14 protein-coding genes and 1 tRNA gene are annotated in these 13,240 nt (G+C 33.1%); 5 read left to right on the top strand and 10 right to left on the bottom strand.

The window, feature by feature from the left end; genetic code table 11:
- Positions 1–112: 112 nt before the first annotated feature.
- The 10 genes from ABNK64_RS04845 to moaA form a co-directional block, all read right to left on the bottom strand.
- Positions 113–1,816 carry a flavocytochrome c gene (locus tag ABNK64_RS04845; protein ID WP_349763667.1) on the bottom strand — a complete coding sequence of 568 codons (1,704 nt, stop codon included), beginning with the start codon at positions 1,814–1,816 and terminating at the stop codon, positions 113–115.
- A gap of 140 nt (positions 1,817–1,956) precedes the next feature.
- A complete protein-coding gene (gene hcp, locus ABNK64_RS04840) occupies positions 1,957–3,624 on the bottom strand; it encodes a hydroxylamine reductase (protein WP_349763666.1) in 1,668 nt (555 codons plus the stop codon).
- Between the two features lie 93 nt (positions 3,625–3,717).
- Positions 3,718–3,793 (bottom strand) — tRNA-Thr (locus ABNK64_RS04835).
- A 40-nt stretch (positions 3,794–3,833) separates the two neighbouring features.
- Entirely contained in the window at positions 3,834–4,538 is a 705-nt protein-coding gene (locus ABNK64_RS04830) for a radical SAM protein (protein ID WP_291255131.1), read from the bottom strand.
- A 127-nt stretch (positions 4,539–4,665) separates the two neighbouring features.
- Positions 4,666–5,481, bottom strand: coding sequence for a peptidylprolyl isomerase (locus tag ABNK64_RS04825; RefSeq protein ID WP_291255132.1), 816 nt, complete (start codon positions 5,479–5,481; stop codon positions 4,666–4,668).
- A gap of 65 nt (positions 5,482–5,546) precedes the next feature.
- A complete protein-coding gene (locus ABNK64_RS04820) occupies positions 5,547–6,320 on the bottom strand; it encodes an ABC transporter permease (RefSeq protein WP_291255133.1) in 774 nt (257 codons plus the stop codon).
- Positions 6,313–7,095, bottom strand: coding sequence for an ABC transporter permease (locus ABNK64_RS04815; protein ID WP_502878727.1), 783 nt, complete (start codon positions 7,093–7,095; stop codon positions 6,313–6,315). The genes ABNK64_RS04820 and ABNK64_RS04815 overlap by 8 nt, the downstream gene beginning before the upstream one ends.
- 61 nt (positions 7,096–7,156) lie before the next feature.
- The gene (locus tag ABNK64_RS04810) at positions 7,157–8,299 is read right to left on the bottom strand and encodes an ABC transporter ATP-binding protein (protein WP_291255135.1); all 1,143 of its coding nucleotides are present in this window, start codon (positions 8,297–8,299) and stop codon (positions 7,157–7,159) included.
- Positions 8,300–8,428: 129 nt separating this feature from the next.
- Positions 8,429–8,860 carry an MOSC domain-containing protein gene (locus ABNK64_RS04805; protein ID WP_291255136.1) on the bottom strand — a complete coding sequence of 144 codons (432 nt, stop codon included), beginning with the start codon at positions 8,858–8,860 and terminating at the stop codon, positions 8,429–8,431.
- Between the two features lie 4 nt (positions 8,861–8,864).
- Complete coding sequence (gene moaA / locus ABNK64_RS04800) at positions 8,865–9,839, bottom strand: GTP 3',8-cyclase MoaA (RefSeq protein WP_349763663.1); 975 nt, start codon at positions 9,837–9,839, stop codon at positions 8,865–8,867.
- Positions 9,840–9,965: 126 nt separating this feature from the next.
- On the opposite strand from moaA, the gene yqeB reads away from it, so the two are divergent.
- The 5 genes from yqeB (at position 9,966) to ABNK64_RS04775 (ending at position 13,167) form a co-directional block, all read left to right on the top strand.
- A complete protein-coding gene (gene yqeB / locus ABNK64_RS04795) occupies positions 9,966–10,778 on the top strand; it encodes a selenium-dependent molybdenum cofactor biosynthesis protein YqeB (RefSeq protein ID WP_349763662.1) in 813 nt (270 codons plus the stop codon).
- Positions 10,779–10,787: 9 nt separating this feature from the next.
- The gene (locus ABNK64_RS04790; RefSeq protein WP_349763661.1) at positions 10,788–11,588 is read left to right on the top strand and encodes an XdhC family protein; all 801 of its coding nucleotides are present in this window, start codon (positions 10,788–10,790) and stop codon (positions 11,586–11,588) included.
- Complete coding sequence (locus tag ABNK64_RS04785; protein ID WP_291255140.1) at positions 11,581–11,958, top strand: RidA family protein; 378 nt, start codon at positions 11,581–11,583, stop codon at positions 11,956–11,958. The genes ABNK64_RS04790 and ABNK64_RS04785 overlap by 8 nt, the downstream gene beginning before the upstream one ends.
- A gap of 125 nt (positions 11,959–12,083) precedes the next feature.
- Positions 12,084–12,839: an exodeoxyribonuclease III gene (locus ABNK64_RS04780; protein ID WP_291255141.1), complete on the top strand. Its 756-nt coding sequence runs from the start codon at positions 12,084–12,086 to the stop codon at positions 12,837–12,839.
- A 22-nt stretch (positions 12,840–12,861) separates the two neighbouring features.
- On the top strand, positions 12,862–13,167 hold the full coding sequence (locus tag ABNK64_RS04775; RefSeq protein WP_349763660.1) for a GntR family transcriptional regulator: 306 nt from the start codon (positions 12,862–12,864) through the stop codon (positions 13,165–13,167).
- The last annotated feature ends 73 nt before the right edge of the window (positions 13,168–13,240 follow it).

The following is a 13,240-nucleotide window of genomic DNA, read 5'->3' as shown; positions in this document are numbered from 1 at the left end:
CTCTAATATAAGGTAATTCTAGCATATTTTACCTCATAAAGCTATAAAAAGGAGAAAATCTTACTCAAAGTAAAATCTTCTCCTTTTCTAACAATTTTCTATTTAATTTATATTAGTTATTCTTAGAGTATTCAGCTGCATTATTTCCAGCTATATTTCCAAATACAGTTATATCTGTCATAGCGTTTCCACCTATTCTGTTAGCTCCATGTACTCCACCAGTTATCTCTCCAGCTGCATAAAGTCCTTTTATTACCTTTCCATCAGCTGTCAACACTTCAGCAGAACTATTGATAGAAACTCCTCCCATTGTATGGTGTACAGCAGGTGAAACCTCAATTGCATAGAAAGGAGCTTTTCCTAACTCTCTTGGTAGAATATTCTTATTGAACTCTGTATCTTTTCCAGCTTTTACGTACTCATTGTACTTATTCATAGTAGCATTAAGATTTTTCTTATCCACTCCTATTTTTTCAGCTAATTCATCTAATGAGTTACCAGATATAGCATAACCTTTTTTAATGTAGTTGTTTATAGCCCCTAGTTTCTCTCTTATAGATTCATCAAATACTAAGAAAGCACTCTTACCATCTTGAGCTAACTCCGCTTTAGAAACCACGTCTCTTGTCTCTAGCTCATTGATAAATCTCTCTCCTTTTCTATTTACAAGGATAGCTCCCTCTCCTCTAACAGCCTCTGTTATCATAGCTGTATTGTGATGAACAACTGTTGGGTGAGTTTGTATCTCTGTCATATCTACTAATGTTCCTCCCACAGATTCAACCATAGCTATTCCCTCTCCTGTTATAGCTGGGCTATTTGTTGATCCAAAATCCTTTAACTCTGGTTTATATTTAGCTACCATTTTTGAGTTAGCTCCAAATCCACCTGTTGCCATTACTACAGCTTTAGCATGTATAGTGTAAACCTCTCCCTTATGTTCTACTTTTACACCTACTACTTTATCTCCATCTTTTAATATCTCTTTTACTGAACTCTCAAGTCTAATATCTATTCCCTCTTTTTCAGCTACATTTCCTAATGTCTCTACAATCATAGGTCCTACAGCTTTTCCCCCTGTTGGTCTATGGATTCTTTTTACACTTTGACCACCTGTATAAGTTACCTCTGTTAGATCAGCTCCTCTATCTACTAACCAAGTGATAATATCTCCAGATCTATCTGTCATAGTTTTTAAAAGTTCAGGATTATTTTTATTCTTTCCACCTTTTAATGTATCTTGGTAAAATAGTTCTGAACTATCTTCAATTCCTAATTTTTGCTGTAATTTTGAGTTAGCTGCATTTATTCCAGCTGTTGCATAGTTAGTGTTTCCACCTAACATTGCCATTTTTTCAACCAGTATTACATTTACTCCCTTTTCTTTAGCTGAGATAGCTGCTGTAAGTCCAGCACCTCCTCCACCTACTACTACCACATCAGTTGTAGTATCAGTTAAAGCCACCTTCTCCTCTTTTACTGCTGATTTGCTATTTAATACTATTCCAGCTGTTGCCATTGCAGATTTAACAGCCTCTTTTATCCCCTCAGATGTATAAGTTGCTCCTGCTACGTTGTCTACATCTACATTTTGAGTAGCCACTATATTCTTAGTGATCTCTTTCATAGCTCTTTTAGTAAAGTTAGTCTCTTGATGTTCTAATACTTTTACCTCTTTTATCTCGTTACCCTCATATGTAACTCCTACTTTAATATCCCCTTTATAACCTTTTCCAACTCCCTCTACCTCTGCTCCATAGCTAGCTGTAAAAAGAAGTGATAAAGCTGAAATCATACTTATCAGTCTTTTTTTCATATAAAAAATACCTCCCAAATTATTTTAATATTAGTATCACATATACAACATATTATATATTATGATACACATATTGTCAACGATTTAAAGAGGTATTTTTATGATTATTTCAAAACACTTCAAACTATATAAGTATATAACTATCTCAAATTAAATTTTTCTAAATCTTCATCTACACTTCCTATCCCAGCAATTCCAAAATTATCAACTAAGACTTTAGCCACATTTGGAGATAGAAAAGCTGGTAGTGTTGGTCCTAAGTGTATATTTTTCACTCCTAAATATAGTAGAGCAAGTAATACTATTACAGCTTTTTGTTCATACCAAGCTATATTATAGACAATTGGTAACTCGTTTATGTCATTTAATCCAAAAACTTCCTTCAATTTTAGAGCAATCACAGCTAGTGAGTAGGAATCATTACACTGTCCAGCATCTAGTACTCTTGGAATACCATTTATCTCTCCTAGATTTAATTTATTATACTTATATTTTGCACAACCAGCAGTTAAAATAACTGTGTCTTTTGGCAACTTTTCAGCAAATTCTGTATAGTAATTTCTACTATTCATTCTTCCATCACAACCAGCCATTACCACAAATCTCTTAATTGCTCCTGATTTTACATTCTCTATAACTTTATCTGCTAGAGCTAGTACTTGATTGTGTGCAAATCCACCAACTATCTCTCCTTTTTCCAATTCTGTAGGAGATTTACACTTTTTTGCCAACTCTATTACTTCTGAAAAATCCTTACTTCCATCTTTGTTTATCTTAACTCTTTTCCATCCTGGATAACCAGCTGCATTAGTTGTAAATACTCTATCTTGGTAAGTTGACTCCTTTGAAGGTGGAACTATACAGTTTGTTGTAAACACTATTGGTCCATTAAATTTCTCAAACTCCTCCTTCTGTTTCCACCAAGCATTTCCATAGTTTCCAAAAAAGTGTGGATATTTTTTTAATTCTGGATAGTAATGTCCTGGTAACATCTCAGAATGAGTATAGATATCCACTCCACTATTCTCACTCTGCTCCAATAACTGTTTCAAGTCATTTAAATCGTGTCCACTTATAAGTATTCCCGGTCTTGACCCTACTCCTATATTTACCTTTGTAATTACAGGATTTCCAAAAGCTGAGGTATTTGCCTCATCTAAAAGAGCCATTACCTTCACTCCATAGTTTCCACACTCTAAGACTAAGGCTGTTAACTCTTCACCTGTCATTGTATCATCTAAAGTTGCTATCAACCCTTTTTCCACAAAGGCAATTATATCACTATCTACTTTTCCTAAATTCATAGCATGTTCAGCATAAGCTCCCATACCCTTTAATCCATATGTCAATAGCTCTCTCAACGATCTTATATCCTCGTTTTCACTTCTTAAGATTCCAACCTCTTTTCTCTTAGAATATTCCAATATCTCCTCATCACTATTTATAGTTACTGAAACTATCTCTCCATACTTTTCAAGCTCTACATTTTCACTCTCAAGCAATTTTGATTTCAATTCCTCTCTCAATTTCAATCCTTTTCTTATCTCAGCTATAATAGCCTCATCATCAAAGTTAGCATTAGTTATTGTGATAAATAGTGAATTGATTAGGTATCTCTCTACCTCTCTTGAAATACTCTCTCTTCTTCTTAAAATTGAGCTACAGATAGCTACACTTTTTGTAATATATATTAACAGATCTTGTAAATTAGCTGTTTCTGCCTTTTTCCCACATACACCTACAATTGAACAACCCTTGCCTTGAGCTGTCTCTTGACATTGATAACAAAACATCTTTCCATTACACATAAAAACTACCTCCTTAAATTTACTTCACTAATATAGTACATTAAAATTAAAAAAAAATCGGTAACATATGTTACCGATCTAGATATTTTTTTATGGTGCTCCAGAGTGGATTCGAACCACCTACCTCTTGCTTACCATGCAAGTGCTCTGCCTAGTGAGCTACTAGAGCAACTAACTTAATCATAGCACATTTAGTTGAAAAAATCAAACTACTGTTCAAATACTCCTAAATCTTTATTATCAATTAAAAGTTCCACTCTATCATCATCTGTCAAGTATGAGTATTTTTTTATAAACCATCTCACTAACTCTTCATCTCTTTTTACCACTGTACCATTATCTATGAATATGTTAATTGTTATCCCTCTAAAATATCTCAAACCAAGCTCGATATCTCTATCTATCATCTCTTTGGTCTGCCCCTTTGTACAGATGAGTAAGCATACAGAGTAGACCTCTTTTCCTATCTCTTCTAGTTGTTCCTCATTCAAAGAGAAATTCTTATTGTACCCTTCTATTCTATATCTATTATCAAATGTTTCAAGCCCCATTCTAAATCTAATCTCTATTCCTGAAAAGTACTCTCTAATCTCCTTCAATCTCTTAATATATCCATAGTAGATCTCAAAATAAAGAGTTTTTATATTTTTTTCCAACACTACTTTTTTTATCTCAGCTAAGGTTCTCTGTGTTAACTCAAAAACAGAACCAGAGTTTATTACCTCTAAAACTCCATACTCTCCTGTTACCTCCTGTAGCACCTCTAAATTTACTCTATCTATCTCTTTTTCATCTAAAGAGTTATCCTCTATATAGTTACAAAAACTACACTTTCCATATTTACAAGGAAAGCTTTTTAGCAATACTATCTCTCTCTGATGTTTATCCTCTATTTTATTATATCTTATTCCCATTTTTACTCCTTTTTTACTAAATATTTTTTAATTATACCATTTTTTAGAACTAAAAAAAAGTAACAATTTTATTTTCGTAATAAAAAAACTGAGTAAATCTGCTCTACTCAGTTCTCTCTATTCTCAATTAGAAATCATATGAATCAGTTGCTACTTCCTCTTCACCTTTAATTTTCTTCTCAACGGCTCTTATAAATCTAGGAATTGGCCACTCCTTCTCCTCTTCTGTCTTCTCATTTCTAGTATAGATTCTTGTAAGCTCCTCTTTATATGCAAGAGCCTCTCCTTGATAATCCTCTATTGGTTTAACAGTATACTCTTTAAGTCCTGGATAAGTTGTATCTAAGACCTTGTTCCATTGATCTATTTGATCTTTATGAAGTGATAGGAAAAAGTCTATATCTCCACTGAATTTGATCTCTTTTATTATATCTCCAACTTCTAATTTTTTTATTTTTTCAAAGTCACTATCACTTACATACTCACCAAATATAGTGTGTTTTCCATTTAGCCATTCAGCTGGATATAAAGTGATAAAAAATTGTGATCCCCCTGTTTCTGGTCCAGCATTAGCCATAGCTAACATACCTTGTTGAAAGAAATCTAGCCACTCAACATTCTCATCAGGTATAAAATATCCTGGTCCTCCTGTCCCTGTTCCTGTTGGATCTCCACCTTGTACCATAAAGTTCTCTACAGCACGGTGTATCTTTGTATTATTGTAGAATCCTCTTTGAGCCAAATTGATAAAGTTGGCTACTGTTATAGGTGCAGCTTCTGGATAAAGATAGAAACTAATTTCTCCTTGAGTTGTAACAAATGTTGCTCTGATATCATTGTACTTAGCAGCCTCCTCTCTTCTAGCTAGCTCTCTTAAACTAGTACAAGAAAAAGCTGAGAAAACAAGTACTAATGTCATTAAATATTTTAATAGTCTCTTCATTGTTCAATCCTCCAAAGTTATTCTTTAGTATGATTATACTATAATTTTTCCTATTTTCCAAGAAATTATTTTATTAAATATTTTTGTAAGCTCTTAGTAGATAGAGTTAAAATTATAGATATACCTATCAGTAGAACTGACAGTGCATTTATTACTGGAGAAACACCTAATCTAATCATAGAGTATATTCTCAGTGGAAGTGTTGACGACCCCGGTCCAGCAACAAAGAAAGTTGTTACAAAATCATCAAATGAAAGTGTTACAGCTATTAGAAAACCAGATATTATTCCTGGAAGTATTGCTGGCACTATTACTTTTGTAAGAGCTTGCCACTCTGTAGCTCCTAGATCATAAGCTGCTTCTACTATAGAGTAATCGAACTCTTCCAATCTTGATAATATTATAAATAATACAAACGGTATATTGAAAGTAGTATGAGCTATAAATATTGTAGTCAATCCTAGTTCAAACTTTATTGTTGCAAACAGTATTAGAAGTGAAACTCCCAATATTATCTCTGGTATAACTAAAGGTATGTATGTCAATGTTTGTAAATATTTTTTTCCCTTAAAATCATACCACTGTAATCCTATAGCTCCAAGTGTTCCTATTGTAGTTGAAATAATCCCTGAAACTATTGCTATTCCTACACTGTATCTAAAAGCTTTCCATATATTGTCTGAATACATGAAAAGTTCCTTGTACCATCTCATTGAAAATCCTTTCCATACCATAGATTTTCCATCATTAAATGAGTAAATTATCAATATTATTAACGGTATATAGAAAAATAACATTGATAGTATGAAAAAGAATAATGACGTTCTTCTCTTATTCATCTTCTGCCACCACCTCTGTCTTTGTCTCTTTATTGCTCAATTTCATAAATATCATAATTGCTATTGAAGTAACTATTATCAAAGCAGCTGATATTGTAGAGGCAAGTGGCCAGTTTCTCGTAACAGTAAGATGTTGTGCTATTATGTTTCCAAGCATTGTTGCCTGTGTTCCACCTACTAACTTTGGTACAGCATAAGATCCTAATGCAGGTATAAATGTAAATAGTACTGCTGTTACAATCCCCGGTTTGATATTTGGTATAAACACCTTGAAGAAAGCCTCTCTATTTGTCGCTCCTAAATCTCTTGCTGCCTCTATTAATGAAAAGTCAAACTTCTCTATTACAGCATAAAGAGGTAAGATTGCAAAAGGTAAACTTGTATAGACTGTTATTAGTATTACTGCCCCTGTATTGTATAAAAACTGTATAGGAGTATCTAATATACCTATTTTTAACAAGAAGTTATTTAAAAATCCATTATTTCCTAAAACAGCTATCCAAGCATAGATTCTTATTAAGAAGTTTGTCCAAAATGGAATTATTACTAAAAATAGTAACTCCTTCTTATACTTTGATCTAGCTATATAGTAAGCTGTTGGAAGAGATAACACAACTGTAAACATTGTTACCATAATAGAAATATATACAGTTTTTAAAAGTATTGTCAAAAAGATCTTATCTGTGAATATTTTAAAAGCTTCAAAGGATAACTCCATCTCCACTCCACCATAAGTTCCTCTCTTTAGGAAAGAGTATCCCAATACAATCCCCATAGGTATTGCAAAAAATACTATTAACCACAATGTTATTGGAAGTGTATAACAAGCACCTATCCTATTTTTCTTCACTAGATATCACCTCTACTAAGAAACCATCATCTGCGTCCCAAGCTATGTAAGCATCTTCGTCCCACCAGATAGCTCCCTCATCATTATCATCAAAGTAAACAGCATGTTGCTTAAATACTTTAAAAGTCATATCCTTATTATTATTTAAAAATACGAAGTACTTACTTTGGAATCCTGAGTAGATTAACTCATTTACATATACCTTTAAAACATTTATCTTCTCTTTTTCATTGATTCCTTTAGGCATAGTCTTAGAAAGTTTTATCTTCTCTGGTCTGATTGAAACTTTTACTCTATCTCCTACTTTTACAGGTTTGTCCATCTCAAATACAAGTTCACCCAATTGCTCATTGTATAGCTTTGCAAACTCATCATCTATTATCTCAGTTACCTTTCCATCAAAGAAGTTATTTTCACCTATAAAATCTGCTACAAAAGAGTCTGCTGGTGATTCATAAACTTCAGCAGGTGTTCCAACTTGTAAAACCTCTCCCTTGTTCATAACAGCTATTCTATCTGATATTGAAAGTGCCTCTTGCTGATCGTGAGTTATAAATATAAATGTTATTCCTACCTCTTCATGTATCAAGTCTAACTCTATCAATAGATTTTGTCTTAACTTGGCATCTAATGCTGACAATGGCTCATCAAGAAGTAAAAGTCCCGGCTTATTGATTAAAGCTCTAGCTATTGAAACTCTCTGTTGCTGTCCTCCAGATAGCTGATTTGGTTTTTTGTTTATATGTTCAGATAGTCCTACCATCTTTACAAACTTCTTTACCTCACTATCTATTGTCTTTTCATCAACCTTTTTTAATCTCAAAGGAAAAGCCACATTCTCATATACAGTCAAATGAGGGAATAAAGCGTATTTTTGGAATATTGTATTTACATTTCTCTTGTTGGGAGGAAGTTTTGTAATATCCTCATCACCTAGATATATAGCTCCACCATCTAATTCTGTAAATCCTGCAATCATTCTAAGTAAGGTGGTTTTACCACACCCCGAAGGTCCCAAAATAGAAAAAATTTCTCCATCTTTTATATCTAAATTGATGTTTTTCAACACTTGAACTCCATCATAACTTTTAGTGACATTCTTAATACTTATATCTTTTTTCAATCTCATACCTCCATTATTCAGAATAAATTACATACTCTTCGTTTAATATTTTGTTCTTTATTTTTTAAAATATTTCTATTTTTTAATCACTTTGAAAATTATAGCATAAATTATAAAAATTGAAAAGAGATAATATTAAATTATCTCAATACTATCTCCCACTCTAACTTTTCCACCTTTTAAAACCACTGTAAATATACCCTCTCTAGGCATAATACAATCTCCTACACTATGGTATATTGCACAGTGTGAATGACACTCCTTCCCTATTTGTGTCACCTCTAAAACTATCTCTTCTCCTATTTTCAACTTAGTCCCAACAGGCAATTTTGCACAATCTATTCCATCTACAATGATATTCTCTCCAAAATCTCCATCTACAACAGATCCACCTCTAGATTTAAACTCATCTATCTTCTGTTTTGAGATCAAACTAACCTGTCTATGCCAATTCCCAGCATGAGCATCTCCCTCTAGACCAAAATTCTCTATTAAAACTCCCTCGTTAACACTCTTTTTCTGAGTTCCCTTCTTCTCACTTGTACAAACTGCTACTATCTTTGCCACTCTCTTATCCTCCAATCTCATTCATATATCTCTTATCAGCTCTCTTATTTTCAACTTTCTCTCTCATACTATGTTTTTCTGGCTTGTTATTTATGGCCTCTACTATCTTAGTTTTTATAAACTCATTATCATATCCTGATCTCAAAAGTTCTTTTAAATTTATCCCACTATTAAGATGTAGACAGAGTTTTAAAAATCCCTCTGCTGTCACCCTCACTCTATTACACTGCTCACAAAATCCGTGAGATATCGGGGTAATAAAACCAATACAACCTTGCCCGAACTCTGTCTTGTAATAGATAGCTGGTCCTGAACCTATCCTCTCATCAAAGTAGATCAATTTTCTCTCTTTCTCTATAATTTTCTTTACTTCATCATTTGAAATAGGACGATACTCTTTTCCCATTCCAATTGGCATCAGTTCAATAAATCTTACATCTATGGGATATCTCTCTGTAAGCCTTACAAAATCCATAATCTCACTATCATTTTTTCCTCTTATTAAGACTACATTCAGTTTAATCCTTTTGAAGTTTAACTCCAATGCTTTTTTTATAGAATTTAGAACTTTTGATAACTCTCCCCCTGTTATCTCCCTATATAGCTCCCCTTTTAACGTATCAAGGCTTATGTTCAAACTATATATCTTTTTGGATCTTAAGAATTCTAACTCCTCTTCCAAGCTTATTCCATTAGTAGTCAAACTGATCTCATCTATTGTATCTATACTATTTATCCCTTGAATTATCTCTCTAAAATTCTTTCTTACAAGAGGTTCTCCCCCTGTGATACGAACTTTTTTTACACCCAATTCAGAAAAGATCTCTACAACTCTTTTTATCTCTTCTACACTCAAAATCTCATCTTTAGGTAAAAAAACTATATCTTTATCTCCCATACAGTATTTACATCTCAAATTACATCTATCTGTAATTGACACTCTTAAATATTCGATATCTCTACCCAATCTATCTCTCATCTTCCTCAACTCACTCTCTATGCCTTTAATATACCATATTTATCATAATATTTCTATTAAAAAGTTGACATATCTCGTAAACTAGATTATGCTAATATATATGAATATATGATAGAGGTGATCTAATTGGGATTTACTAATGATATTGTAGTGGTTAGAGGTGGAGGAGATATCGCCACTGGTACAATTCACAAGCTTTTTAGAGCTGGGTTTAAAGTTCTAATTTTAGAGATAGAAAAACCTTCAGCTATCAGAAGAGAGGTGGCTTTTTGTGAAGCTATATATAGAGAAAAGATGGTGATTGAAGAGGTCACTGCTAAACTCTGTTCATCTATAGAGGAGATAGAAAGATGTTGGCTCAATAATGAAATCCCCATTCTAGTAGATCCAAATGGAGATATAATCAAAAAAATTAAACCATTAGTTGTAGTTGATGCTATCTTGGCTAAAAAAAATTGTGGTACTAATAGGGAGATGGCTCCTATTACAATTGGATTAGGACCTGGATTCACTGCTGGTTTAGATGTAGATGTAGTTGTAGAGAGTATGAGAGGACACGATCTGGGAAGGTTGATATTTGAGGGAAAAGCTATGGAAAATACAGGAGTTCCTGGTATCATAGCTGGAATAGGAAGAGAGAGGGTAATATATAGTCCCTGCTCTGGTATTATAAAAAATATCTGTTCAATTGGTGACATAGTAAAAAAAGGGGATACTATAGCTACTATTGATGGAAATAATATAAAAGCTACTATTGATGGTGTACTACGTGGATTGATTAGAGATGGTTATAAAGTATCTGAAAAATTTAAAATTGCTGATATTGATCCAAGACTTGAGGAGCAGAAAAATTGTTTTACAATCTCTGATAAAGCTAGAGCTATTGGTGGTGCTGTATTGGAAGCTATACTTTATTTAAAGATAAAAAAGGGATTATAAGGAGAGAGTATGGAGTTAACTATATTGAAAAAAATAGAGGAAAACCTATCTCAAGGCAAGAGAACTGCCCTAGTTACTATTACAGAGGCAACAGGCTCTACCCCGAGAAAGAGTGGTACAATTATGGGTGTCTTTGAAGATGAAATAGTTGGAACTATTGGTGGTGGAAAGATAGAGAGTGTTGTAATAGATAGAGCTAGAGAGCTTTTAAAAACAGGTAATAGCGAGAGTTTTGAATATAATCTAACCACTACAAATGAGTTGAAGATGAACTGTGGTGGAATGATGAAGGGGTATATTAAGATCTTTTCTCCCTTTCCAAAACTATTGATCTGTGGTGCTGGACATGTAGGACAAAAACTCTTTAAAATAGCTCAACATTTGGAATTTGATCTAAAAATAATAGATGATAGAGAGGAATTGAAAAAAGATATTCCAGAACTTACTCTAGGAAGTTTTCAAGAGCTATTGACAAAGGAAAAAATAGATGGTAATACATATATTGTAATAGTTACAAGGGGTCATCTACTAGATGAAGAGGTGTTTAACCTTGTCAAAAACAGAGGAGCAAAGTATATAGGTATCATTGGAAGTAGAAGAAAAGTCACAACTTTAAAAGAAAAGCTTGAAAAAATCGGAGAAATAAGAGATAATATATTCGCTCCTATTGGTTTAAAACTATCAAATGGAACACCAGAGGAGATTGCTATTGAAATCTTGGCGGAGATTTTAAAAATAAAAAATGGTGGAGATCTAGTTCATAGAACTATGTTTCACAATAAATATATTTTAGGAGGAAAAAATGAATAAAGTAATTCACACAGAAAAAGCACCAGCAGCTTTAGGACCATACTCACAAGCTATCGAAGCTAACGGAATGTTATTTGTATCAGGACAAATCCCATTTGTTCCAGAAACAATGACTCTAGTTTCAGAAGATGTTAAAGAGCAAACTAGACAATCTTTAGAAAACGTAAAAGCTATCGTTGAAGCAGCAGGATACTCAATGAAAGATGTAGTTAAAGCTGGAGTATTCATTAAAGATATGAACGATTTCGCTGCTATAAACGAAGTATACAACGAGTACCTTGGAGATGTTAAACCTGCAAGAGCTTGTGTAGAAGTAGCAAGACTTCCAAAAGATGTAAAAGTTGAGATCGAAGTTATAGCTGTTAAGTAATTTTGATATTTTTTTAGAGGACAACTGTTTAGTTGTCCTTTTTTTTGTCTAAAATAATTGCATTAAATTATAAATATGATATAATTATAGTATATATAACTATAATTTATAAAAAAGGAGAGCTTATGAAATTAATATCTTGGAATGTAAATGGATTAAGAGCCTGTGTTGGAAAAGGTTTTTTAGATTATTTTAATGAGCAGAAAGCTGATATATTTTGTTTACAAGAGACTAAACTACAAGAGGGACAGATAGATTTAGAATTAGAGGGTTACCACCAATATTGGAACTATGCTGAAAAGAAGGGGTACTCTGGAACAGCTATATTCACAAAGGAGAAACCTCTTTCAGTTCAATATGGATTGGGGATTGAGGAGCATGACAAAGAGGGGAGAGTGATAACTTTAGAGTTTGACAAATTCTATATGATCACAGTTTATACTCCTAACTCTCAAGAGAAATTAGCAAGACTTGAATACAGAATGAAGTGGGAAGATGACTTCAAAAACTACCTTCTAGAATTAGACAAGAAAAAGCCTGTAATTGTCTGTGGAGATCTAAATGTTGCACACAACGAGATCGACCTTAAAAATCCAAAAACAAATAGAAAAAATGCTGGATTCTCAGATGAGGAGAGAGAAAAGATGACTACTCTACTAAATAGTGGATTTGTAGATAGTTTTAGATATTTCTATCCTGATAGAGCTGAGATATATTCGTGGTGGTCATATAGATTCAGTGCTAGAGCTAAAAATGCTGGTTGGAGAATAGATTACTTCTTAGTATCTGACAGAATAAAAGAAAATATGAATGGAGCTGATATACATACTACAATATTAGGATCTGACCATTGTCCAGTGGTTCTTGATATTAGCTTATAATTTTATTGGGAAGGTGTAATAATTGACGTTAGAAGAGATAAGAGAGGCTATTAAGGGGAGTAAAAAACTTCCTAAATGTGTAGCTGTATACAATAAACTATTTAAATTAATAAATGATGGAGAGTTTGATGAGGATAATAGACTACCCACTGAACCAGATCTTGCTAAGATAATGGGAGTTAGTAGAATGACATTGAGACAAGCTCTAGCTCTATTACAAGAAGATGGGGTAATCAGAAATATACATGGAAAGGGTAACTTTATCACTCAAAAACAAAATAGATATGACAGAGGTCTAGAACGTTTGGAGCACCCTGTCTATACGTAACTACTCAGGTCTGATGTAGAAATTTAAGACTTTCTTCAAAAAATTTTGAAGAAGGTCTTTTTTTGCGTTCAAA

It is taken from the genome of Fusobacterium sp. SYSU M8D902, assembly GCF_040199715.1.
GTDB lineage: Bacteria > Fusobacteriota > Fusobacteriia > Fusobacteriales > Fusobacteriaceae > Fusobacterium_A.
This window is presented reverse-complemented; position numbering and strand designations above follow the sequence as displayed.